This is a genomic window from Haloarchaeobius amylolyticus (genome assembly GCF_026616195.1).
GTDB classification, from domain to species: Archaea; Halobacteriota; Halobacteria; order Halobacteriales; family Natrialbaceae; genus Haloarchaeobius; species Haloarchaeobius amylolyticus.
In genome coordinates this window covers 862,209-885,794 of the sequence record NZ_JANHDH010000001.1, presented here as the reverse complement: position 1 = coordinate 885,794, position 23,586 = coordinate 862,209, and the positions used below count along the sequence as shown (strand labels likewise).

Here is a 23,586-nt window from a genome sequence, read left to right as displayed (position 1 = left end):
GTGCCACAATGGGCCACGAGCGGGGGGATAAGAGATGAGTGACGCGATCCGCCTCGAGGGCATCACCAAGCGGTTCCCCGGTGTCGTCGCCAACGACGACGTGAACCTCACCGTCGAGAAGGGCAGCGTCCACGCCCTCCTCGGCGAGAACGGTGCGGGGAAGACCACGCTGATGAACGTCCTCTACGGGCTGTTGGAACCGAACGAGGGTGATATCTACGTCGACGGCGAGCGGCGCGACTTCGATTCGCCGCGGGATGCCATCGACGCCGGCATCGGGATGATTCACCAGCACTTCATGCTGGTCGACCCGATGACCGTCACCGAGAACATCGTCCTCGGCAACGAGCCGCGCAAGTACTTCGACCTCGTCGTCGACAAGGAACGCGCCCGCCGGGAGGTCCGCGAGTTGAGCCAGCGCTACGGCTTCGACGTGGACCCGACCGCGACCGTCGAGGACGTCAGCGTCGGCGTCCAGCAACGCGTCGAGATCCTGAAGGCGCTGTACCGCGGTGCGGAGGTGCTCATCCTCGACGAGCCGACGGCGGTGCTGACGCCACAGGAGGTCGAGGACCTCTTCGCGGTCATCGACGAGCTGACCGACCAGGGGAAGACGGTCATCTTCATCACGCACAAGCTCGGCGAGGCGATGCACTCCGCCGACGAGATCACCGTCCTCCGCGACGGGAAGACCATCGGGACGATACCGGCCGACGGCGTCACCCGCGAGGAACTCGCCGAGAAGATGGTCGGCCGCGAGGTCCTCCTCGAGGTCGACGCGCCGGCCCAGGAACCGGGCGCGACCAGCCTCGACGTGCAGAACGTCACCGTCACCAACGACGACGGCATCGACGAGGTCAGCGACGTATCCTTCCAGATCCGCGAAGGCGAGATATTCGGCATCGCGGGCGTCGACGGCAACGGACAGGCCCAGCTCGTCGAGGCCATCACCGGCCTCCGGTTCCCCGCGGCGGGGACCATCTCGGTCGAGGGCGAGGACATCACCGAGAAGTCCCGGCGCGACCGCATCGACGACGGGATGGCGTACATCCCCGAGGACCGCCACGAGCGCGGTCTCGTGATGGACTTCGACCTCGTCGAGAACGGCCTGCTCGGGAGCCAGCACAGCGCGCCCTACGCGGAGAACGGGCGCATCGACTGGGACAGAACCCGCGAGCACGCCGAGGACATCATCGAGACGTACGACGTCCGCCCGCCGAACCCGGACGCCGAAGCACACTCGCTCTCCGGCGGGAACCAGCAGAAGTTCATCGTCGGCCGCGAGTTCGCCCGCGACCCGCAGGTCGTCGTCGCCACCCACCCGACGCGTGGGGTCGACATCGGCTCGACGGAGTTCATCCACGAGCAGATCCTCGAACTCCGCAAGCAGGGCCGGGCCATCCTGCTGGTCTCGTCGAAGCTCGACGAGGTACGCCAGCTCTCGGACCGACTCGGTGTGATGTACGAAGGAGAGATCATGGACGTCGTCGACCCGGACGAAGCGACAGAAGAGGACATCGGCCTGCTGATGGCCGGTGAGCAACCGGACGGACTCGAGACGGTCCGCACCGAGGGGGTACGATGAGCCGGCTGTCGGACCTCGTCGACCGGTTCACGAACCACTCCGGCACGGAACGACTGTTCATCAGCGTGGCCGCGCTGGCGCTGTCCATCGTGGTCGGTGGCTTCCTCGTGTTCTTCTCCGGGCTCGCCGCGTCCTGTGGCCAGCCGACGCAGTTCCACCTCGCGATTCCGCTCCCCGGTGCCTTCGAGATACTCCTGTTCGACGGGACCATCTCGCTGTTCGGGGCGACCGCCTGCTACGACCCCATCGCGGTGTACGGGAAACTGTTCATCGGCGCCATCGGTGGCTTCCCCTGGGAGCAGGGCTGGTCCGCGACGAACTTCTCGATGGAGGTCCTCCTCCAGCGAGCCACCCTGCTGCTGTTCACCGGGCTCTCGGTGGCCGTCGCGTTCCGCGCCGGCATGTTCAACATCGGGACCCAGGGCCAGCTCGTCCTCGGCGCACTCGCCTCGGCGGTGGTCCTCATCGCCGCGGGGAACGTCGTCCCCGGCGGCATCGCCGGGACGGTCGTCCTCGTCCCGCTCGCACTCGTCACGGGTGCCATCTTCGGCGGCATCTGGGGTGCCATCCCCGGTGCGCTGAAGGCGTACGCGGAGGCCAACGAGGTCATCACGACCATCATGCTGAACTTCGTCGCGCTGTACCTCGCGACCCTCCTCACGAAGGAGTTCTTCCAGGACCCCGGCGCCGGCATCACGCAGACGCGGTCGGTGCCGACGAACGCGCTGTTCCCGAGCCTCCCGTTCGGGTTCACCGAGGGGACCTTCTCGCTGCTGGTGTTCATCCTCGCGCTGGCACTCGCCGGCGGCGTCTACGTCCTGCTCTGGCAGACCTCCTTCGGGTTCGACGTCCGGACGAGCGGGCTCCAGCCGGAGGCCGCGACCTACGGCGGCGTCGACGCCGAACGGACGATGGTCGCGAGCATGGCGCTCTCGGGCGCCCTCGGCGGCATCGGCGGCGCGGCGTGGGTGCTCACCTCGACCGGCCGGTTCCTGAGTTCGGTCCCGTCGCTCGGCTTCGACGGCATCACCGTCTCGGTGCTCGCCGGGAACAACCCCATCGGCGTCATCTTCAGTTCGCTGCTGTTCGGCGTCCTCAAGAGCGGTGGTAACGCGCTCAACTTCGAGACCGACGTGCCGCCGGAGCTGACCGCGGTCCTCTCCGGACTCATCATCCTGTTCGTCGCGATGCCGGAGTTCTTCCGCATGCTCGGGCGTCGCTTCCCGCAACTGGGCGGTGGCGACGACCAGGCTGCCGTCGCGACCGACGGAGGTGAGGACGATGGCTGAGACGATGACCGAGACCATCACCGACACCATCGACGAGGTCGGCGGACGCCGGCTGGCCGCCTACACGACGGCCGTCTTCATCGCCGTGTTCTCGCTGTGGGGGCTCGTCGCCCCCGAGTCGACGGCGGGGAAGATCCTCTCGACGGCGGTCAGCCAGAGCACCATCGAGTCGTCGCTGCGACTCGCGGTGCCCATCGCGCTGACCGCGGTCGGCGGCATCTACGCCGAGAAGAGCGGCGTCATCAACATCGGGCTGGAGGGGCTGCTCATCGTCTCCGCGTTCGTGAGCGTCCTCGTCACCGACCGCCTCGGCGCCGGTGGCGCGACCGGCCTCCCGCCGGTCATCCACCTCGACGTCGGGAGCACCGTCTACCACCTCGACCCCGGCTACCAGGTGCTCATCCCGAACATCTGGGTCGGCTTCCTCGCGGGTGTCCTGACCAGCGTGCTGTTCGCACTGCTGTTCGCGGTCATCTGCATCGAGTTCGAGGCCGACCAGATCATCGCCGGGCTCGCGGTCTGGCTCGTGGCGCTCGGGCTCGCACCCTTCGCCGCGAAGGTGTTCTACGACCGTCCCTCGACCCCCCAGGTCGGGACGGTCGGCAACTGGTCGATCCCGCTGCTGTCGGACATCCCGTTCCTCGGGCCCATCTTCTTCGATGCGAGCCCGATGGTGTTCATGATGCTCATCGCGGTCCCCGGGTCGTGGTACGTCATGAACCGGACGAGCTTCGGCTACTGGGTCCGCGCCAGCGGTGAGAACCCGAAGGCGCTCGACACGGTGGGCGTGAACGTCCACCGCGTCCGCTACGCCGCAGTGGTGCTCTCGGGCATCTTCGCCGGTATCGGCGGCACCGCGCTCTCGATCGGGAACATCGGGCAGTTCTCCGGCGCCGGCCAGACCATGGTCGACGGCCGTGGCTTCATCGCCATCGCCGCCTATCTGTTCGGGAACTACAACCCCATCGGGGCGTTCGGGGCGTCGTACCTGTTCTCCAGCCTGCAGGCCATCCAGCTGCGCCTGCAGGGGGTCCAGATCGACATCCCGACGGAGATCTTCCTCATGCTCCCGTACGTGGTCGTCGTCATCGTGCTCGTGCTGGTCGGGAAGACCCGCACGCCTGCGGCCGCCGGCGAGCACTACGACTCGAACGAGGACTGACCCGGGGGACTCCCCGACTACGCTTCCGTTTCGTTCGCCGACTTCGACCGACAGCGCTTCCCTTTGAGCGCCAGCAGGACGAACACGAGTCCCTCCACCCGTGCCACCGTGAGGACCCACGGCTTGACCTCGAACTCCTCGGGCGTCGTGTAGGCACGCTTCGTCATGAAGTCGATGACCTGTTTCGGGAACAGGAACTCGAGCAGGCCGAACAGGAGGAGGACGGTTCGTAGCATACCAGACAGTACGCGACCCGCGAACAAGAGTCGATATTCAGCGTGGCGGACGGTCCAGATAGCTGAGGCTGGTGCCGGTCGTCGAGTCTCGGTGGGTACTTGGGAGCGGTCCGCCTACGAGGTGGCATGGACGACGACGCCCTCATCGGCGCCGCCCGCGACATGCTCGAGCAGGCGTACGCCCCCTACTCGGAGTACACGGTCGGCGCTGCCATCGAGACCGCCGACGGCACCGTCTACACCGGCTGCAACATCGAGAACGCGAACTACTCGAACAGCCTGCACGCCGAGGAGGTGGCCATCTCCCACGCCATCAAGGAGGGGCACACCGAGTTCACGAAACTCGCGGTCGCCTCGGGCAAGCGCGACGGCGTGACCCCCTGTGGGATGTGCCGGCAGACGCTCGCGGAGTTCTGCGACGACGACTTCGTCGTGCTCTGTGACGCCGAGGACGGCTATGCGGCCTACGAACTCGGCGAGTTGCTCCCGGACACCATCACGGCGGAGATGGTCGCCCGGGACGACGGGTGAGCGACCACGAGTGAACAGACCTATTTTCCTGCCGGCGTAACGCGGTTCCATGACTCAACCCAGCGAAGACCCCAACGCCGACGAGCAGTACCACATCGAGGTCGGCCCCGAGGACGTCGCCGATACGGTCCTCCTCCCGGGCAACCCGGAGCGTGTCGAGAAGATCACCGAGTTCTGGGACGACCACGAGGAGCGAGCCTACCACCGCGAGTACCGGACCGCGACCGGGACGTACGACGGCGTCCCCATCTCGGTCACCTCGACGGGTATCGGCTCGCCGTCTGCGGCCATCGCGGTCGAAGAACTGGCTCGCGTCGGCGTGGACACGTTCATCCGCGTCGGCTCCTGCGGTGCCATCCAGCCCGAGATGGACGTCGGCGACCTCGTCATCACGACCGGCGGGGTCCGCCAGGAGGGGACGAGCAAGGAGTACGTCCGTGAGGACTACCCCGCGACCGCCGACTTCGAGGTCGTGAGCGCGCTCATCGCGGCCGCAGAGCGCCTCGGCTACGACTACCACACCGGCATCACGATGTCCGCGGACTCCTTCTACGCCGGACAGGGCCGTCCCGGGTTCCAGGACTTCATGGCCGCCGGCGGCGAGGAACTGGTCGAGAACCTCAAGGAGGCGAACGTCAAGAACATCGAGATGGAGGCCGCCGGCATCATGACAATCGCGAACGTCTACGGCCTGCGCGCCGGGGCGGTCTGCTCGGTGTACGCGAACCGGGTCACCGGCGAGTTCCGGACCGAGGGTGAGTCCCGGGCCTCCGAGTGTGCGTCGCTGGCGACGAAACTGCTCGCGAAGATGGACGAGAAGAAGGCCGAAGCGGGCGTCGACCGCTGGCACGCCGGCCTCTCGCTGGACTGACGGGTCGGGTTCGGGAGGGGCGAACAGGCGACGAGGGTCGGGCTGCCCGCGCGGAGGGTCGTCGCACACCCGCCGTGTTCCCCGCGCGGCTGGCATCAGCGCACGGCGGGACTGGTGCCGTTCTGGTATTTGAACGCCCGGCCCCCACGGTCAGGGTGGCTGATTACGGTCGCCGGCCGCCATATGTGACGTATGGACCTCCAGTCGGTCGTCGCACGGGCGAAACTGGTCAAGCGCGTCTTCAGCGAGAAGAACGTGACCTTCCTCGCCGGCAGTATCGCCTACAGCGCGTTCGTCTCCCTCGTGCCGTTGCTCCTGTTCTTCTTCCTCGCCGTCTCCGTGTTCGGGGCCCCCGAGCTGCAACAGCGCATCGTCGAGGTCACGACCAGCAGCGTCTCCCCGTCGGTCGGCGGCGTCATCGAGGTGATGCTGGAACAGCAGAACGACGCGGGCACCGGGTCGACCGTCGGCGCGTCCATCATCGGCGTCCTCACGCTCGTCTGGGGTGCCATCAAGGTGTTCCGGGGCATCGACACCGCGTTCTCGGAAGTCTACGAGACCACCGCGAGGGAGTCCTTCGTCGGGCAGGTGAAGAAGAGCCTCCTGATGCTCGTCACCCTCACGCTGGGTGTCGTCGCGATGGTCGGTGCGACCAGCGTCGTCGCGTTCTTCTCGTTCGTCCCGTTCGTCGGGGTCGTGGTGCCCCTGGTGCTGGTCGTCGGCCTCGTCGTCGCGTTCTTCCCGATGTACTACCTGTTCCCCGACGTCGACCTCGAGCCACGCGCAGTGCTGCCCGGGACGGTCGTCGCGGCCGTCGGCTGGACCGTCCTGCAGGTGCTGTTCCAGATATACGCCTCGCTGAGCGGGGAGGACGGCAACCTCGTCGCGAGCATCCTGCTGCTCGTCACCTGGCTCTACTTCAGTGGCGTCGTCCTGCTGCTCGGTGCGGTCGTCAACGCGGTCGAGATGGACGGTGTCGACGTGACCGAGGACACTACCGCGGGGTCGTCGCAGTGAGCCGGGCGTGGGGCAGGCTGTCCGCGGTGTGAAGACGAGAGAGAAAGACGGCGGACCGGTCTACAGCGCGTCCCAGGACTTCCGGGCGCGGTTCCAGGAGGTGAGGGTCGCGATCCAGCGTGCGGCGATGAGCTTCTTCAGGGTCTCGGCGGGGAAGCCGCCGAACGTCGAGATGGGGAGCATGTCGACGTCGTGGGCGACGGCCTTGTCGCCGACGGAGACGACGGTCCCCTTGTCGTTGTGGGTCCACGTCTCCAGGCGCTGGCCGTTGATGGCGCGGAAGACGTTCTCGGCGGCGACCTCGGCGGCCTGCCAGGCGGCCTGGGCCGTCGGCGGGGCGGGGCGCTCGCCGGGCTGCTCGATGACCGCGGAGTCGCCGATTGCGAAGACGCGCTCGTCGGAGGTCTGGAAGGTCATGTCCGCGTTGACGCGGTTGTGCTCGTTCTCGAGGTCGACCTCGTCCATGCAGTCGTGGCCGGTGATACCGCCGGTCCACAGGAACACGTCGAAGTCGAGGGGCTCGCCCTCGTCGAAGTGGATTGTGCTCTCCTCGGCCTCGGTGATGGGGTCGTTCGTGAGAATCTCGATGTCGGCGTCCTCGAGGCGCTTGCGGAGTGCGCCCTGGATCTCGGCGTCGCCCGGCGGGAAGATCTCCTCCAGCGCCTCGACGAGGTAGATGTCCATCGGGGCGCGGTGCTTGTCGCGGAACTCCGCGATCTCACCGGCGGACTGGATGCCGGAGAGGCCGGCACCGCCGACGACGATGGTCGCGCGGTCGTCGCGGGTCGCGTCCTCGGCGGCCTGCTTGACCTGCTCGTGGATCTCGAGGGCGTCGTCGAGGTTCTTGAGCGTGAGCGCGTTCTCTTCCATCCCGGGGATGCCGTAGTAGGCGGTCTGGCTACCCAGCGCGACGACGACGTAGTCGTAGTCGACGGTGGTGCCGTCGGCGAGTTCGACGATGCGCTCGTCGACGTCGACGTCGGCGACCTCGCCCTTGATGAACTCCGTCCCGGGGTCGGCGATCTCACCGACGGGGATGGTGATCTTGTCCTGGACGTTCGGGTCCCGGATGCAGCGATGGGACTCGTGCAGAACGAGATGGTAGTCCTTGTCGGCGACCCAGGTCAGCTCCACGTTCGGGCCGACCTTCTCCTGTAAATCGTTGATGGTGCCCGCGCCGGCGTAGCCTGCACCGAGCACGACGACCTTCGTAGCCATACGGCAACCTCAGAAACCGACCGATACAAAGGTGTTGAAACCCCGCCGGGTGTGCGAAGTGTTGCCAGTCTAATGCTCAGGCTCTTCGGCCGGCGCCTCCATCCCGTCGATGCGAAGGATGACGATATTGTTGGTGTCGTCCTTCCCGTCGACGGTGCCCGTGATGCGGAGCTTCGAGAGGGGCGTCGGACCGACGATGACGGAGTCGCCCTCGTGGATGTCACGGACCGAGCCCTGGACGTGGATCTCGGCGCGGCAGAGCTCGGGATGGTGGACCGACGAGAGGTCGATCTCCTCGACGATGGCGTCCTCGACCTCCTCGCCCTCGTGGAAGAACGGGACGGTCGCGGGCTCGTCCATCTGCTGTATCTCGAGTGCCTCGTACGCTGCTGCGGTCGGTTTGTACCCGCCTTTCGGCCCCGGTACACCCTCGACCAGCTGGAGCGCCTTCAGGCTCTGCATCTGGTTCCGGATGGTGCCGGGGTTCCGGTCGACGCGTTCGGCGATGTCTTCACCCTTGACGGCGTCCTCCGTCTTCCGGTGGAGGTTGATGAGCGCCTGCAGGATGTTTTTCTGGCTCGGGGTCAGCTCGATTGACGACATGGAAAATCATTCGTAATTAGCGTCCTTAAAGGCGTGGGTGTGTCGTCGGGTCCGGAACACGTCTGTGTGGCAGTAAGAGGAGAGGAAACGATAGAGATACAAACCTGCTCGCACCACCCGCACCCATGCAGGACAAGCGCGTCCTCGTCACAGGTGGCGCAGGCTTCATCGGCTCGAATCTCGCGAACTATCTCGCCGAGGACAACGAGGTCGTCGTCGTCGACGACTGCTACCTCGGGACCCCCGAGAACCTCGACGACGACGTCGAGTTCGTCGAGGCCAGCGTCCTCGAGGACGACCTCCCGACCGAGGGCGTCGACGTCCTCTTCCACCTCGCGGCGCTCTCCTCGCTGAAGATGCACGAGGACTCCCGCGAGAACCTCCTCACCGGCCTTCGCGTCAACGTCGAGGGGTTCGCGAACACCGTCGAACAGTGTCGACAGGACGGCTGTGACACGGTCGTCTACGCGTCGACCTCCTCCATCTACGGGAGCCGGACCGAGCCCTCGCCCGAGTCGATGGCCGTCGAGGCCAACACCGGGTACGAGGCCTCGAAGCTCGCTCGCGAACGCTACGCCGAGTACTTCCACAACTACCACGACCTCTCGATGGCCGGCATGCGCTTCTTCTCCGTCTACCAGGGCTACGAGGACGGCGCCGAGGAGCACAAGGGCGAGTTCGCCAACATCGTCGCCCAGTTCGCGGACTGGCTGGCGAACGACGAACCGCCGGTCATCTACGGCGACGGGACCCACACCCGCGACCTGACCTACGTCGACGACATCGTCCGCGGACTGGAGGCCGCCGCCGACCACGAGCTGACGGGTATCTACAACCTCGGCACCGGCGAGCAGTACTCCGCGAACGAGATCGTCGAGACGCTCTGTGACATCATGGGCAAGGACATCGAGCCCGAGCACGTCGAGAACCCCATCGACGAGGACGTCTTCGTCCAGCACACCATGGCGGACCACGAGAAGATGACCGAGGCGACCGGCTGGGAACCGCAGGTCGGCTTCGAAGAGGGGATGCGGCGGGTCTGTTCGCCGTACCTGGACTGACCCAAGAAGAAAGAGAAGAGCCGAGCGTCGCGGGCGGTCAGTCGAACTTCCTGCCGTCGGTTATCGCCTCCCACTTGCGCGCCTTCGCGTACTCCTCGGTGTCGGCCGCGTAGGTCATCATGCGAACCACGGCCCATGGGAGCATCCACATCGCGATGAACCCGCCCGACGCGACGACGACGATGGCGGCCGCGTCGGGGCGGGCGACGAACAGCAACCAGTACGCGAACGCGCCGATGACCGCGTGGGTGCCGAGGCGGAGGAGGACCTGTTCGGCGCGGAGCTGCCGGAGGTCGTAGAGGGAGTTGTTCTGGAACAGACGGCCGAGGAGGATGGCGGCGAGGAGCCAGACGACGAACCGGAAGGGGAGACTGCCCAGCCCGTCGTAACTGGTCGATGCGTCCGTGCTCATGTGACTCAGTGACGCGGGATGGTGACTTGTAAGTGCGGGAAACTACAGCGAGCCCTTTCGTTATCGTGTCACCGATGCAATCGGTCGGTGGTGGCAGGCGACCCCGCCCGCGTCGCCGCCTCCCAGACCGGTTCGTTCTTACGGCCGCCGCGAGAATTGCGGGCCATGAGCAGGAAGGTCCGACTCATCGGGGCACCGACCGACTACGGAGCGAACCGACGTGGCGTCGACATGGGGCCGTCGGCCATCCGCTACGCCGGGCTCGCGGACGAACTCGACAACGCCGGCGTCGAGTGCATCGACACCGGCGACCTCCTCGTCCCGCCGGCGGAGACCCGCGACCCGGCCGCCGAGGAACCGACGGAGGAGGGCCGGGACGCCAAGTTCGTCCGCGAGGTCGAGGACGTCTGTACCCGCCTCTCCGAGCAGGTCGCCGACTCCATCGAGGAGGGCTACGTCCCGGTGGTCCTCGGCGGCGACCACTCCATCGCCATCGGGTCGCTGAAGGGTGCCTCCCGCGACGCCGAGATCGGCACCATCTGGTTCGACGCCCACGGCGACTACAACACGCCCGAGACCTCCCCCAGCGGGAACATCCACGGGATGCCCCTCGCGGCAGCGCTGGGCTACCGGGACTTCGCCGGCGTCGAGTGGGCGAACTCGCCGAACCTCAGCGAGGAGAACACGGTGTGGGTCGGCCTGCGCGACATCGACAGCCAGGAGGCCGAGGCCATCCGCGACAGCGAGGGCACGGTGTTCACGATGTCCGACATCGACGAACACGGCATCGCCGAGGTCGTCGACCAGGCGCTGGAGATCGCGACCGCGGGCGTCGACGGCATCCACGTCAGCCTCGACCTCGACTGGCTCGAACCCAACGAGGCTCCCGGCGTCGGGACCCCGGTCCACGGCGGCGTCACCTACCGCGAGGCCCACTACGCGCTCGAACGCGTCGCCGAGTACGACCGCAACCACGACGTGCTCCGGTCGATGGAGCTGGTCGAGGTGAACCCGGTGCTCGACGAGCAGAACCAGACCGCGAAGCTCGCGACCGAACTGGCGGCCAGCGGCCTCGGCAAGCGCATCATCTGAGGCTCCCGGCCGAGTTCGCCCCGGCTCAGCGACCGTTCCTCACGGGTCCCGGGCGCCACCCGGTGCCCACGAACTGTTGCTCGGCCCCTTCGTCTTGATGAGGTATGCGAGACAGAGCAGGGCGGGGACGACCGCCGGGAGCGAGAACGTCAGGAGGTTCGCGACGAGGGCGAGGAAGGAGGCGACGATACCCGCGGTCAGCGCCCACTCCTTCGCGGTCCAGATGCCGAGTGCGATGGGGAACAGACACACCCCGACGAGGACGACGAAGGCCGCGTACGGTGTGCTCTCGGTGCCGATGAACCCGATGCCGAACAGGACGAGGACGAGGGCGTTGAGTGCGAAGTACGCCCCGACGAGCCGGAGTTCTCTGGTCGGGTGCCTGACAACCATGGGGGGTGTGTTCACAGCACTTCCTGAAAAGTATCGTGGGGGATTCCGTCACGTCGAGGGGCTATCGATGCCGTCCCACACGTCGAGGAGGCTCGACACGTCGAGGAACGTCCGCGATTCTGCGACCAGGCCATCCTCGAACGCGTAGAGCACCATCCCGCCGGTACGGACCTGTTCGCCGGTCGCAGAGACACCGGCGATGGGGCGCTCGTGGGTCCCGGTCGCGCTGAAGTGGACCGCCACGAAGTCCCCTTCGCAGACGACGGCCCTGACGGTCGTTCGCAGGTCGGGGAACGCCTCGTGGACCGCGGCCACCGCGGCAGCCTCGCCCGCGGCGTCGGTCGGCTCGGTGGTCAGGCCACAGGCCTGGTAGTCCTCGGTCACGAGGTCGGGGTCGAACTGGCCCGTCTGCCACCGGCTCTCGAACAGGGAACAGGCGTGCTCGCGTCTCTCTCGAACCGTCTGGGCGGGTGGGCTGAGTGTCGGCATGGGTGGAACGTCGGCTGATGTCGGCCGGACGGCGGTCGGTTGCCCCACCGTCGTCGCTGGCGCCGCGTGTCCGCAGAGATGCACGCCGGCAGGATAGCTAATGAGCGACTAGACCGGTTCGACGAGCGAAAGAACGAGACTGCCGGGGGATTACTCCGCGGACTCGACCTCGACGTCGTCCTCGTGGTCGTCGGCCGCCGGGATGACCTCGACGGTCGCGACCGCGTCGTCCGCCTCGACGTCCATCACGGTCACACCCATGGTGTTGCGACCCTGGAGCGAGACGTCGGAGACGCGGGTCCGCATGATCTGGCCCTGTTCGGACATGACGACCGCGTGGTCGTCCTCGCCGACCGCCTTGACCGAGGTGACGGTCCCGTTGCGCTCGTTCGTCTTGATGTCGATGAGGCCCTTCCCGTAGCGGGACTGGCGCCGGTAGTTCGACAGGAGCGTGCGCTTGCCGTACCCGTTCTTCGTGACGGTCAGGAGCGCGCGGTCGTCGGACTCCTTCGTCGCGACGAGGCCGGCGACGTGGTCGTCCTCGTCCAGTTTGATGCCCCGGACACCGCGGGTGTTGCGGCCCATCGTCCGGACCTCGTCCTCGTCGAACCGGATGGTCATGCCCTGCTCGGTGCCGATGACGAGGTCGGTCGTCCCGTCGGTGACCTCCACGTCGGCGAGTTCGTCGCCCTCGTCGAGTTTGGCGGCGATGATGCCGGTCGAGAGGATGTTCTGGAAGTCCTCGGTCTTCGTGCGCTTGACGTAGCCGTTCCGGGTGACCATCGTGATGGCCTCGTCCTCGTCGAAGTCGTCCGTGTTGACGACGGCGGTGATCTCCTCGCCGTCGTCCAGGTCGATGATGTTCACGGCCGACTTCCCGCGGGCGGTGCGGGACATCTCGGGTATCTGGTAGCCCTTGAGCTGGTAGACCTGCCCGTGGTTGGTGAAGCAGAGGAGGTAGTCGTGGGTGCTCGCGCGGAACACCTTCGACACCCGGTCACCCTCCTTGATGTCGCCGCCGATGATGCCCTTGCCACCGCGGTTCTGGGCGTCGAAGGCGTCGACGGGCATGCGCTTGACGTAGTCGTCCTCGGTGAAGACGACGAGGACGTCCTCCTCGGGGATGAGGTCCTCGTGGGTGACCTCGCCGGTGTCCTCGACGAAGGAGGTGCGGCGGTCGTCGTCGAACTCGTCTTTCACGTCGCGGAGTTCGTCCTTGATGACCGAGAGCAGTTTCTCCTCGCTCGCGAGGACGGACTCGAGGTACTCGATGGTCTCCTGGACCTCCTCGTACTCGTCCTCGATCTCGGCCGCCTCCATGCTGGTGAGCGACCCGAGTTGCATCCGGACGATGTGCTCGGACTGGGCTTCCGAGAGGTCGTACGTCTCCTCGAGGCCGGCCTTCGCGGCGTCGCGGTCGTCGGAGTTCCGGATGAGTTCGACCACGTCGTCGATGTGGTCGAGCGCCTTCAGGCGGCCCTCGAGGATGTGGGCGCGGTCCTCGGCCTCCTGCAGGTCGTACTGCGAGCGCCGGCGGACGACCTCCTTGCGGTGGTCGATGTAGTGCTCGAGCGTCTCCTTCAGCGAGAGCACCTTCGGCTGGCCGTCGACCAGCGCGAGGTTGATGACGCCGAAGGTCTTCTCCAGGTGGTGCTCGACGAGCTGGTTCTTGACGACCTCGACGTTCGCGCCGCGCTTGAGGTCGATGGCGATTCGGACGCCGTCGCGGTCGGACTCGTCGCGCAGGTCCGAGATGCCCTCTATCTTGCCCTCGTTGACGTTGTCGGCGATGCGCTCGACGAGACGGGCCTTGTTCTCCTGGTAGGGCAGTTCGGTGATGACGATGCGTTTCCGGTCCTTCTTCCAGTCCTCGACCTCGAACTCGGCGCGGATGCGGATGCGCCCGCGGCCGGTCGCGTACGCCTTGCGGACGGCGTTGCGGCCGACGATGTTCGCGCCGGTCGGGAAGTCAGGCCCCTTGACGTGCTCCATCAGGTCGTTCACGTCGGCGTCGGGGTTGTCGATGACCTCGATGGTCGCGTCGATGATCTCGCCGAGGTTGTGCGGCGGGATGTTCGTCGACATCCCGACCGCGATACCGGTCGAGCCGTTGACGAGGAGGTTCGGGAAGGCCGCCGGGAGCACGTCGGGCTCCTGGAGGCGGTCGTCGTAGTTCGAGGAGAAGTCGACCGTGTCCTTCTCGATGTCCTCCATGAGCGTCTCGGCGATGGGCGCCATCCGGGCCTCGGTGTACCGCATGGCCGCGGCCGGGTCGCCGTCCATGCTGCCGAAGTTCCCCTGCCCGTCGACGAGGGGGTAGCGCATGGAGAACTCCTGAGCCATGCCGACGAGGGTGTCGTAGATGGCCTGGTCGCCGTGGGGGTGGTAGTCACCCATCGTCTCGCCGACGATGGACGAACTCTTGCGGTGGCTCGACCGACTCGTGACGCCCATGTCGTGCATCGCGTAGAGGATGCGGCGGTGGACGGGCTTCAGGCCGTCACGGACGTCGGGCAGGGCCCGACCCACGATGACGGACATCGCGTAGTCGATGTAGCTCTGCTCCATCTCGTCCTCGATGCGGACGTGCTCGATGCGGTCGGCTGGAACGTCGGGGGATTCGGGGGCTTCTGAACTCATCTAGATATCGACCCAGTTGGCTTCGGGAGCGTGTTCCTTGATGAACTCCTTGCGCGGGCCGACGGCGTCGCCCATCAGCACGGAGAACATCTTGTCCGCTGCGGCGGCGTCCTCGATGTTGATCTGCTTGAGGACGCGGCGGTCGGGGTCCATCGTGGTGGACCAGAGCTGCTCGGGGTTCATCTCGCCGAGGCCCTTGAACCGCTGGACCTGCGTCGGGTTCCCGTTGCACTTCTCCTCGACCACCTGCTCGCGCTCGGCCTCGTTCATCACGTCGTAGGTGTTCCCGTTGTAGCGGATGCGGTAGAGCGGCGGCTTCGTCGCGTAGACGTAGCCGGCCTCGAGCAGGGGGCGCATGTGCCGGTAGAGGAACGTCAGCAGGAGCGTCCGGATGTGCGCCCCGTCGACGTCGGCGTCGGTCGCCATGATGATCTTCTTGTAGCGGGCGTCCTCGATGTCGAACTCGTCACCGATGCCGGTACCGATGGCGGTGATGAGGTTGCGGATCTGCTCGTTCTCGAGGATGCGGTCGAGGCGGTGCTTCTCGACGTTGAGCACCTTCCCACGGATGGGCAGGACCGCCTGGAACTCGGGGGCGCGGGCCTGCTTCGCGCTGCCGCCCGCGGAGTCGCCCTCCACGATGAACAGCTCCGCCTGGTCGGGGTCGCGGGTCTGGCAGTCCGCGAGCTTGCCCGGCAGGGAGGTCGTCTCGAGCGCCGACTTCCGGCGCGTCAGCTCCTCGGCCTTCTTCGCGGCCTTGCGGGCCTTCGCGGCCTCGACAGCCTTCGAGATGACCGCCTGTGCGGTGTTCGGGTTCTCCTCGAAGTAGGTGCCGAGGTGTTCGTGCATCGCGCTCTCGACGATACCGCGGACCTCGGAGTTCCCGAGCTTCGTCTTGGTCTGGCCCTCGAACTGCGGGTCCGGGTGCTTCACGGAGATAACCGCGGTGAGCCCCTCGCGGATGTCGTCGCCCTTGAGGGTGTCGTCGAGGTCCTTCAGCAGCCCGTTGCTGGTCGCGTAGTCGTTGACGACGCGGGTCAGGGCCGTCTTGAACCCGGTGAGGTGGGTTCCGCCCTCGCGCGTGTTGATGTTGTTCGCGAAGGCGTGGATGGAGCCCTGGAGTTCGTCGGTCGCCTGCATCGCGACCTCGACCTGGATGTCCTCCTCCTCGTCCTCGAAGTAGATGACGTCGTCGTGGAGCGCGGTCTTGGTCTCGTTGAGATAGCGGACGAACGCCCGGATACCACCCTCGTAGTGGAACGTCTCGGACTTGCCGTCGCGCTCGTCGACGAGCGAGATGTTCACGCCCGAGTTGAGGAACGCCAGCTCGCGCAGCCGGTTCGCGAGCGTGGTGTAGGAGTAGTCGTCGGACTCGAAGATCTCCTGGTCGGGCCAGAAGTGGATTCGCGTCCCGTTCTCCTCGTCCGGCTCCATGTCGCGGACCCGGTCGAGTTCACCCTGGGGGACACCCCGCTCGAAGGCTTGCTTCCACACGGCACCGTCACGTGTCACCTCGACCTCGAGGCGCTCGGAGAGCGCGTTCACGACGCTCACACCGACGCCGTGGAGCCCACCCGAGACCTGGTAGGACTTGTTGTCGAACTTCCCACCCGCGTGCAGGACGGTCATGATGACCTCGACGGCGGGTTTGTCGTACTCGGCGTGGGTGTCGACGGGGATGCCGCGCCCGTCGTCCTCGACGCTGATGGAGTTGTCCTCGTGCACCGTGACGGTGATGTCGTCACAGTAGCCGGCGAGGGCCTCGTCGATGGAGTTGTCGACCACCTCGTAGACGAGATGGTGGAGACCCCGAGAGTCGGTAGAGCCGATATACATCGCCGGCCGCTTTCGTACGGCCTCCAGGCCTTCGAGGACCTGGATCTGACCGGCGCTGTATTCACTTTCTTCGGACATGAAAACCTGTATCCGGGTAGATTGCCGGGGCTAATAAAAGTCACGTGTGCGCTCGCGCGCGTGAGCCGAATTCACAGACGGCACCACGGCGACGCCCGGCGCGAGGAACCGTCATCTGGGGCCGATGCGGTCGCTCACGGCAGTGCAGTCAGCAGGTGAGAACGAAGCCTCAGATATCCTCGATGTCGTACGTCCCGAGCAGCTCGGTCCGGGTCTGCTGGTACCCACCGACGACGGCGAAGAACACGCCGAACGCGCCGAGCAGCATCACGGTCGACGCCTCGTGCCCGGTCGTCATCGTGTAGAGCGCGAGCGCGGCGAGCAACACGGCGTTGACCGCCGAGAACGCGATGCCCGCGAGGAACCACAGCGGCGTCTCGTCGACGGACCACGGGCTGTTCCGGAGCGTCAGGAGCGTCGCCGTCGAGACCAACAGGGCCGCGAGCGAGACGGCGACGACCACGAGCGTGTAGTCGGTTCCGGTGGGTCCGAGTATTGGCATCTCTTGACACGTTCGTACGAGAGGCCCCCATATGATTGTACTGGCCGGGGTGCTTCACTTTCACCGTGCTTGCGCACGGCTTTTAACCCCGCGGGCGAAACGTTGCGCCACAGAATGACGTCCTTCCAGTCGACACTCGGCGAGGAGGCAGGCATCGCCGAGGAGTTGGCCGAGAGCCAGCGGGCCATCTCCATCGCCGAGTTCTTCGAGAAGAACAAACAGATGCTCGGCTTCAACAGTGGCGCGCGAGGGCTCGTCACTGCGGTCAAGGAAGCCGTAGACAACGCCCTCGACGCCGCCGAAGAGGCCGGAATCCTCCCCGACGTCTACGTCGAGATACAGGAGGCTGGTGACTACTACCGCCTCATCGTCGAGGACAACGGGCCGGGCATCACCAAGGAATCGCTCCCGAAGGTCTTCGGGAAACTGCTCTACGGGAGTCGCTTTCACTCGCGCGAACAGTCCCGCGGGCAGCAGGGTATCGGTATCTCCGCGGCCGTCCTCTACTCCCAGCTGACCAGCGGCAAACCCGCAAAGATAACCTCCAGAACCGAGGGCGCCGCCGAGGCGAACTACTACGAGCTCATCATCGACACGGACGACAACGAGCCAGAGATCCGCGCGGAGTCGACCACCTCGTGGGACCGCCCCCACGGCACGCGCATCGAGCTGGAGATGGAGGCGAACATGCGGGCGCGCCAGCAGCTCCACGACTACATCCAGCACACCGCGGTCGTCAACCCCCACGCCCGCATCGAGCTGAAGGAACCGCAGGAGCACTTCAAGTACGAGCGCGCGACCGACGAACTCCCGAAGGAGACCGAGGAGATCCGCCCGCACCCGCACGGGGTCGAACTCGGGAACGTCCTGAAGATGCTGAAGGCGAGCGATTCGCACTCCGTCTCGGGCTTCCTCCAGTCCGAGTTCACCCGCGTCGGCCGCAAGACCTCGAACAACATCATCGACGCGTTCCGCGACCGCTACTACGGCCGCGAGATGGCGTGGACCCTGCCCGACGACGAGGCCCTCCAGGGGGCCATCGACGACGCGGTGAACAACAAGCCGGCGGACGCGAAGGCGACCTTCGCCGACGCCGTCGTCGCGAACCTCCACGACGCCGCGACCGACGGGCGCGTCGCCCACCACCAGGTCGCCGAGGCAGTGAACGACGCCGCCAGCGCCGACGACCTCGGGACCACCTTCGGCAGCACCGTCTGCGAGAACGTGGTCGAGGCGGTCTGGCGGACCATCACGGGCTTCGGGCTCGAGGAGGAGCCCGACCGACTGCGCGACGACGTCCGGGGCTACGCCGACGAGGCGACGAGCGTCCAGAAGGACGACGCCATCGTCGTCGCGTTCGCCGACCGCCTCGCCGCCAAGTTCGTCCCCGAGGAGGAAGACGACGACGTCCGGAACCGCCTCACCCGCAAGCAACTGCGGGACTACGTCGACCGCGCCGCGGACATGACCGAAGAGCGCGAGGAGGCGACCTTCGGCGACACCGCCCGCGAGAACGTGGTCGAGGCGGTCTGGGGCGGCATGGTGACGGTCCCGGACGACCCGCCGAGCGTCAAAGACCTCGCGGACGACCGCGACGGCGCGAGCGACCTCGTGTCGGCCATGCGCGTCACCGACATCATGGCCCCACCCACGTCGTGTCTCTCGCCCATCACCGACGACCTCGTCGAGGCCGGCCTGAAGAAGGTGTACGACGCCGAGTTCTACGCCTCCGCGACGCGCGACGCCGAGGTCCACGCCGGCGACCCGTTCATCGCCGAGGCCGGCATCGCCTACGGCGGCGAGTTGGCTGCCGAGGGACAGGCCGACCTGCTCCGGTTCGCCAACCGCGTCCCGCTGGTCTACAAGCGCGGTGGCTGTGCCATCACCGACGTGGTCAAGGGCATCGGCTGGCGCAACTACAACCTCGACCAGCCCGGCGGCTCGGGCATCCCGAACGGCCCGGTCGTCATCATGGTCCACGTCGCCTCGACCAACGTCCCCTTCACCAGCGAATCGAAGGACGCGGTCGCCTCCGTCGAGGTCATCCAGGACGAGATCGAACTCGCCATCCGCGAGGCCGCCCGCGAACTCAAGTCCTACCTGAAGAAGCAGCGCTCGATGCGCAAGCGCCAGAAGAAACAGAACGTCCTCGCGGAGATCCTCCCGCAGATGGCCGAGAAGGTCGCCCACGTCACGGGGCGCCCCCAGCCCAACATCGACGACGCGATGGCGCGCATCATGAACAACGTGCTCGTCGAGCGCGAGACCGAGGCCAACGGCGACAGCCAGACCGTCCGGGTCCTCGTCGAGAACCACTCCAGCAGGAACGAGTCTCCCGACGTGACGGACATCGTCACCGCCGAACCGCAGGACGTCTCCGACGGTGCGACCGTCGTCGAGATGGACGGCGAGTGGTTCGTCAAGTGGACGCCTGACGTCAAGAGCGGTGACGAGGCCATCCTCGAGTACACCGTCGCCGCGGACGCATCGTTCGACCTCAGCGTGAGCGAGGTCGAGGCAGCGAAACTCACCGTCAACCAATGAGCACCGACACAGACGCCGAGGCCCGGCAGAAACTCATCGACCTCGCCGCAGAGTTCTACGACCAGTTCGAGGGGGGCGAGATTCCCCGCATGACCCTCCCGACCCGCACGAAGTCCAACATCGAGTACGACGAGGACAAGAACGTGTGGGTGTACGGGGACCGCACCTCGACGCGCTCGGCCAACTCGGTCCGGGGCGCACGAAAACTGCTGAAGGCGGTCTACACCATCGACTTCCTCGCCCAGCAACTCGACGAGGACCGCTCGTCCACCCTGCGTGAGCTGTACTACCTCTCCGAGTCGTGGGACAACGAGGAGGCGCAGTTCAACGGGCAGGACGAGTCGAACAAACTCGTCGAGGACTTAGAGATCGTCAGCGAGGTCAAACGCGAGGACTTCCACATGCGGCCGGAGGAGTCGGGTGCGACCCTCATCGGCCCGCTGAAGATCCGCGAGCAGACCCGTCGCGGCGAGCGCGAGATCCACTGCCAGAAGGACGTCGGCGAGGGCGGCTACCAGATCCCGAACAACCCCGACACCGTCGAGTTCCTCGACCACGACATCGACTTCGTGATGTGCGTGGAGACCGGTGGTATGCGCGACCGTCTCGTCGAGAACGGCTTCGACGAGGACCACAACGCACTCGTCGTCCACCTCAAGGGGCAGCCCGCGCGAGCGACCCGTCGCATCACCAAGCGCCTGCACGACGAACTCGGCCTCCCGGTCGTGGTCTTCACTGACGGCGACCCGTGGTCGTACCGCATCTTCGGGTCGGTCGCCTACGGCTCCATCAAGTCCGCACACCTCTCGGAGTACCTCGCCACGCCGGAGGCCCGGTACGTCGGCATCCGGCCACAGGACATCGTCGAGTACGACCTGCCGACCGACCCGCTCTCGGACTCCGACATCAACGCACTGGAGTCCGAACTGGAGGACCCGCGCTTCCAGTCCGAGTTCTGGACCGAGCAGATCGAACTCCAGCTCGACATCGAGAAGAAGGCAGAACAGCAGGCACTCGCGGCTCGCGGCCTCGACTTCGTGACCGACACCTACCTGCCCGAGCGCCTCGACGAGATGGGCATCATCTGAGGACGGGTCACCACCGTCCGGGTCGGCAGCCAGTCCGACCGATTCTGGCGGCTCAGGTCCCGAGAGCGACGGCACCCGTCAGAAGTCGTGCTCGAACTCGAAGCCGCCGTCGTCGGAATCGGCGGTCGTCTCACTCTCGGACTCCTCCTCGTCTGCATCGGGAAGTTCCGTGTCCGTCTCCCCGTCGGCGCAGGACCGGCAGTAGTGGTTCGAGCCGGACTCGTAGGTCTTGACCGGGAGACCGGCCACGAGGAACTGGTCGGCGTAGCGGCGCTCGACCCCGGCCTCGATGGGCGACAGGCAGGCCGTACACGGCAGGTCCGGCTCGTAGACCACGCGCTCGGTCACGTCCTTCGTGCGGCCGAAGTCGGTGATGGAGTGGTCGGACCCCGAGGCCTTCGAGGCGGCGACGCCCCCGGCGAGCAACAGCGCGCCGATGGCCAGGACGACCGCGACCTCCTGGAAGATCAGCGCCAGCCCGAACAGCAGGGGCAGGAACAGCATGAGCCCCAGGAAGCCGAGGATGAGCCCGGCGACGACGGCCGCGGTCCCGCTGGACCGCGAGCCCTCGTGGGACTCGGTCACGACCGGACCGTTCGGGCCCTCGCGACGGGTCAAGATCAGGCGCTCGGCGTCGGCGTAGTACTTGTAGGCGGCGTAGGCGGCGTTCCCGAGCCCGGACGTCCACCAGATGGTCGCGAGCGCGATGATGACGTGCATCCCGGCGCTCCCGTACGACCGGTCGACGAGCACCACCCGGTCACCGTAGTCCTCCTCGACCTCCCACCCCTCGACGAGCCGGGCGTCGACGCGCTCGCGGAGGGCCGGGCCGTGGCGGCGACGGTCGTCGCGTCGGCTTTCCTCGCTGTACTGGCCGTCTTCGCGCTGGCGCTCCTCGCGTCGGTCGTCCTCCCGGCGCTGGCCGTCTTCGCGCTGGTTCTCGGTCCTGTTCCGTCGGTTCTCGTCTCCCCGTCGCTCGGACTCTCGCGGTCGGTCGTCTCGACGTCGTTCGCGCCGGGTCTGTGCTCGCCGACCGCTGTCGGCGTCGCTCTCGTGGAGGGGCGTCACGCGAGAGCCACACTGGGGACAGAACCGTGCATCGGCCCCGAGCCGGGACCCACACCGGGAACAGAACGGTGGGGCGGCCGTGCCCTCGTCGTCGCGGGGACTACCGGCGTCCATACGTCAACATAGTGACGAGCGCGGTAAATCGTTTTGGTCGCGGCGGTGTCGAAACAATGGTACGAGCTGTCTGTACTCCAGCGCTTGGTCCGGTAGGGACAGTACCGAACCACGACATGAGACGCGTGCTGGGCCTGCTCACACGCACTCTTATCGTATCGCCAATCCTATCACCCACATGAATGGACGACTGGTACTCGCAGTGGTACTGGCACTGACCGTCCTGAGCGCAGGGTGCCTCTCGGGGGACACCGGCGCCGACGTGACGACGACACCCACGACCGCTGGCTCCGGCGGGGGCGGCGACGGTTCGGGCGATGGCGCCGGTGACGGGTCGGGCGATGGTGGCCCCGTCTCGTCGCTCCAGCCGGGCGAGTGGACCGTCTTCGACTTCGACGAGCCGGCGACGTACACCTACGACGTCTACATGGAGGGCGAGGGTGACGGCCAGCTCGTCTGGGACGTCCAGAGCGTCGACGGCGACACCGTCACCGTCCGGATGGTCTACGACGTCGCCGGCGAGCGCTTCGAGTCGACGGTCACCGGGACGAAAGAGACCGTCCAGAGCCAGCTCTACACCAACCCCGCCGGCATCCTCCTCGTGACGACCATGTTCACGCCCGCGACCTGGTACGCCGGCCAGGACCTCAGCGAGGGCACCAAGTGGTCCTACACCACCCAGGATGGCTCGGCCTCCTTCGCGGTCACCGGGACCGACACCTACGCCAACGTCGAGTGCTACGCCTCCGAGATGACCGTCGACGGGCAGGTCCTCCACGCGGGCTGCTTCGCGCCGCAACTCGGCCTCGCACCCTACAGCGCGTACTACAACGAGGACGGTACCCTCTCGATGGAGATGACGCTCGTCAGCTACGAGAAGAACTGAACCCCGAATCTCACCGTTTTCGCCGTCTCCAGCGTTCTCACAACTCGTCGAGTACGACCGGGATACCCCGCCGTGCCACGTCCTTCGCGAACTCGCCCGAGTCCGTGGTGAGGATGTCGATGGTGTTGTAGTGGACCGGCAGGACGAGGTCCGGGTCCATCGCCTCGGCGAGGGCGGCCGACTCGTGGCGGTCCGACACCACGCTCCCGCCGATGTTCGCGAGGAACAGCGACACATCGAGTTCTGCGAACCCGTCGAGCGCGTCCGAATCACCCGGCCAGAACACCGAGACGCCGCCGATACCGACCTTGAACCCACAGCCGAAGCCCTCCGGGTGCGAGACGCTCCCGTCGGCCTTCGCGTGCGGGCCATCCGGCTCGTTGTACGCCGGGACCGACCACACGTCCACCCCGGCCGCGCTCACGTGGGCCTCGTCGTCGACCCGGACGACCTCGTAGGGGAGTTCGTCGACCGGTGTCACGTCGCGGTCGATGTTGCTCGCGTCGACCGCCTCGTACACCACGACCGTCGCCTCGCTGTCCGCGACCCGCGTCAGGGCGTCCGAATCGTAGTGGTGGTCGTGCGTGATACAGACCACGTCGCCGTCCTTCGGGTACTCGTCCTGCGGTTCGGGATGCGGGAGGTCCTGCCCGCCCGGGGGCTCCCACTCCCCCGAGAGCACGCCGTACCGGCCGGGGTCGAGGTAGACGACGGTCCCGTCCGGGGCCTCGATGCGCGTCGTCGCGTAGCCGAGCCAGTCGACCAGCAGGCCGTCGTGTCGAATCGTCATGTGGGGCGCTTGGCCGCCACCGCGGAAAAGCCTCCCGTCGGCGGAAACGACTACGTACTCCCGGGGCGAACGCGGTGGTAG

General features: G+C 66.7%; 22 protein-coding genes. 11 read left to right on the top strand and 11 right to left on the bottom strand.

The genetic code is table 11. The annotated features are described in order from the left end of the window. Positions 1-34 precede the first annotated feature (34 nt). The 3 genes from NOV86_RS04565 to NOV86_RS04555 are packed head-to-tail and all read left to right on the top strand — an operon-like array spanning position 35 to position 4,036. A complete protein-coding gene (locus NOV86_RS04565; protein WP_267640072.1) occupies positions 35-1,585 on the top strand; it encodes an ABC transporter ATP-binding protein in 1,551 nt (516 codons plus the stop codon). After that, positions 1,582-2,874 carry an ABC transporter permease gene (locus NOV86_RS04560; protein ID WP_267640071.1) on the top strand — a complete coding sequence of 431 codons (1,293 nt, stop codon included), beginning with the start codon at positions 1,582-1,584 and terminating at the stop codon, positions 2,872-2,874. Before NOV86_RS04565 ends, NOV86_RS04560 begins: the two co-directional genes overlap by 4 nt. Beyond that, complete coding sequence (locus NOV86_RS04555) at positions 2,867-4,036, top strand: ABC transporter permease (protein WP_267640070.1); 1,170 nt, start codon at positions 2,867-2,869, stop codon at positions 4,034-4,036. Before NOV86_RS04560 ends, NOV86_RS04555 begins: the two co-directional genes overlap by 8 nt. A gap of 17 nt (positions 4,037-4,053) precedes the next feature. Here the strand turns inward: NOV86_RS04555 and NOV86_RS04550 are convergent, their stop codons facing one another. Next, positions 4,054-4,272: a hypothetical protein gene (locus NOV86_RS04550; RefSeq protein WP_267640069.1), complete on the bottom strand. Its 219-nt coding sequence runs from the start codon at positions 4,270-4,272 to the stop codon at positions 4,054-4,056. Positions 4,273-4,398: 126 nt separating this feature from the next. Here NOV86_RS04550 and cdd point away from each other — a divergent pair, with 126 nt between their 5' ends. From cdd to NOV86_RS04535, 3 genes are all read left to right on the top strand, one after another. Next, the gene (gene cdd / locus NOV86_RS04545; RefSeq protein WP_267640068.1) at positions 4,399-4,803 is read left to right on the top strand and encodes a cytidine deaminase; all 405 of its coding nucleotides are present in this window, start codon (positions 4,399-4,401) and stop codon (positions 4,801-4,803) included. Positions 4,804-4,852: 49 nt separating this feature from the next. After that, positions 4,853-5,674 (top strand): nucleoside phosphorylase, encoded by an 822-nt coding sequence (locus NOV86_RS04540; protein ID WP_267640067.1) that lies wholly within the window; start codon positions 4,853-4,855, stop codon positions 5,672-5,674. A gap of 192 nt (positions 5,675-5,866) precedes the next feature. Continuing rightward, entirely contained in the window at positions 5,867-6,691 is an 825-nt protein-coding gene (locus NOV86_RS04535) for a YihY/virulence factor BrkB family protein (RefSeq protein ID WP_267640066.1), read from the top strand. Between the two features lie 60 nt (positions 6,692-6,751). Here the strand turns inward: NOV86_RS04535 and NOV86_RS04530 are convergent, their stop codons facing one another. Then, positions 6,752-7,909 carry an NAD(P)/FAD-dependent oxidoreductase gene (locus NOV86_RS04530; RefSeq protein ID WP_267640065.1) on the bottom strand — a complete coding sequence of 386 codons (1,158 nt, stop codon included), beginning with the start codon at positions 7,907-7,909 and terminating at the stop codon, positions 6,752-6,754. 69 nt (positions 7,910-7,978) lie between these two features. Beyond that, on the bottom strand, positions 7,979-8,512 hold the full coding sequence (locus NOV86_RS04525; protein WP_267640064.1) for an Rrf2 family transcriptional regulator: 534 nt from the start codon (positions 8,510-8,512) through the stop codon (positions 7,979-7,981). Between the two features lie 125 nt (positions 8,513-8,637). Here NOV86_RS04525 and NOV86_RS04520 point away from each other — a divergent pair, with 125 nt between their 5' ends. Further along, a complete protein-coding gene (locus NOV86_RS04520; RefSeq protein ID WP_267640063.1) occupies positions 8,638-9,573 on the top strand; it encodes an NAD-dependent epimerase/dehydratase family protein in 936 nt (311 codons plus the stop codon). A 37-nt stretch (positions 9,574-9,610) separates the two neighbouring features. On the opposite strand, the gene NOV86_RS04515 is transcribed toward NOV86_RS04520, so the two are convergent. Beyond that, entirely contained in the window at positions 9,611-9,985 is a 375-nt protein-coding gene (locus NOV86_RS04515) for a hypothetical protein (RefSeq protein WP_267640062.1), read from the bottom strand. A gap of 165 nt (positions 9,986-10,150) precedes the next feature. Here NOV86_RS04515 and rocF point away from each other — a divergent pair, with 165 nt between their 5' ends. Continuing rightward, complete coding sequence (gene rocF / locus NOV86_RS04510; protein WP_267640061.1) at positions 10,151-11,077, top strand: arginase; 927 nt, start codon at positions 10,151-10,153, stop codon at positions 11,075-11,077. A 39-nt stretch (positions 11,078-11,116) separates the two neighbouring features. On the opposite strand, the gene NOV86_RS04505 is transcribed toward rocF, so the two are convergent. The 5 genes from NOV86_RS04505 to NOV86_RS04485 all read right to left on the bottom strand — a co-directional run bounded on the left by NOV86_RS04505 (position 11,117) and on the right by NOV86_RS04485 (position 17,015). Further along, positions 11,117-11,470: a hypothetical protein gene (locus NOV86_RS04505; protein WP_267640060.1), complete on the bottom strand. Its 354-nt coding sequence runs from the start codon at positions 11,468-11,470 to the stop codon at positions 11,117-11,119. Positions 11,471-11,518: 48 nt separating this feature from the next. Beyond that, positions 11,519-11,959 carry an ester cyclase gene (locus NOV86_RS04500; protein WP_267640059.1) on the bottom strand — a complete coding sequence of 147 codons (441 nt, stop codon included), beginning with the start codon at positions 11,957-11,959 and terminating at the stop codon, positions 11,519-11,521. A 150-nt stretch (positions 11,960-12,109) separates the two neighbouring features. Then, on the bottom strand, positions 12,110-14,599 hold the full coding sequence (gyrA, locus tag NOV86_RS04495; RefSeq protein WP_267640058.1) for a DNA gyrase subunit A: 2,490 nt from the start codon (positions 14,597-14,599) through the stop codon (positions 12,110-12,112). Then, entirely contained in the window at positions 14,600-16,513 is a 1,914-nt protein-coding gene (gene gyrB, locus NOV86_RS04490) for a DNA topoisomerase (ATP-hydrolyzing) subunit B (RefSeq protein ID WP_267640057.1), read from the bottom strand. A gap of 169 nt (positions 16,514-16,682) precedes the next feature. Then, positions 16,683-17,015 (bottom strand): hypothetical protein, encoded by a 333-nt coding sequence (locus NOV86_RS04485; protein ID WP_267640056.1) that lies wholly within the window; start codon positions 17,013-17,015, stop codon positions 16,683-16,685. Positions 17,016-17,129: 114 nt separating this feature from the next. On the opposite strand from NOV86_RS04485, the gene NOV86_RS04480 reads away from it, so the two are divergent. Together NOV86_RS04480 and NOV86_RS04475 are read left to right on the top strand one after the other, a co-directional pair. After that, complete coding sequence (locus NOV86_RS04480) at positions 17,130-19,559, top strand: DNA topoisomerase VI subunit B (RefSeq protein ID WP_267640055.1); 2,430 nt, start codon at positions 17,130-17,132, stop codon at positions 19,557-19,559. Then, entirely contained in the window at positions 19,556-20,647 is a 1,092-nt protein-coding gene (locus NOV86_RS04475; RefSeq protein ID WP_267640054.1) for a DNA topoisomerase IV subunit A, read from the top strand. The genes NOV86_RS04480 and NOV86_RS04475 overlap by 4 nt, the downstream gene beginning before the upstream one ends. A gap of 78 nt (positions 20,648-20,725) precedes the next feature. On the opposite strand, the gene NOV86_RS04470 is transcribed toward NOV86_RS04475, so the two are convergent. Then, entirely contained in the window at positions 20,726-21,829 is a 1,104-nt protein-coding gene (locus NOV86_RS04470) for a zinc ribbon domain-containing protein (RefSeq protein WP_267640053.1), read from the bottom strand. A gap of 178 nt (positions 21,830-22,007) precedes the next feature. Between NOV86_RS04470 and NOV86_RS04465 the strand changes: the two genes are divergently transcribed. Beyond that, positions 22,008-22,715 carry a hypothetical protein gene (locus NOV86_RS04465; RefSeq protein WP_267640052.1) on the top strand — a complete coding sequence of 236 codons (708 nt, stop codon included), beginning with the start codon at positions 22,008-22,010 and terminating at the stop codon, positions 22,713-22,715. 37 nt (positions 22,716-22,752) lie between these two features. Here NOV86_RS04465 and NOV86_RS04460 read toward each other — a convergent pair whose 3' ends face one another. Next, positions 22,753-23,505 carry an MBL fold metallo-hydrolase gene (locus NOV86_RS04460; RefSeq protein WP_267640051.1) on the bottom strand — a complete coding sequence of 251 codons (753 nt, stop codon included), beginning with the start codon at positions 23,503-23,505 and terminating at the stop codon, positions 22,753-22,755. Between the last annotated feature and the right edge of the window lie 81 nt (positions 23,506-23,586).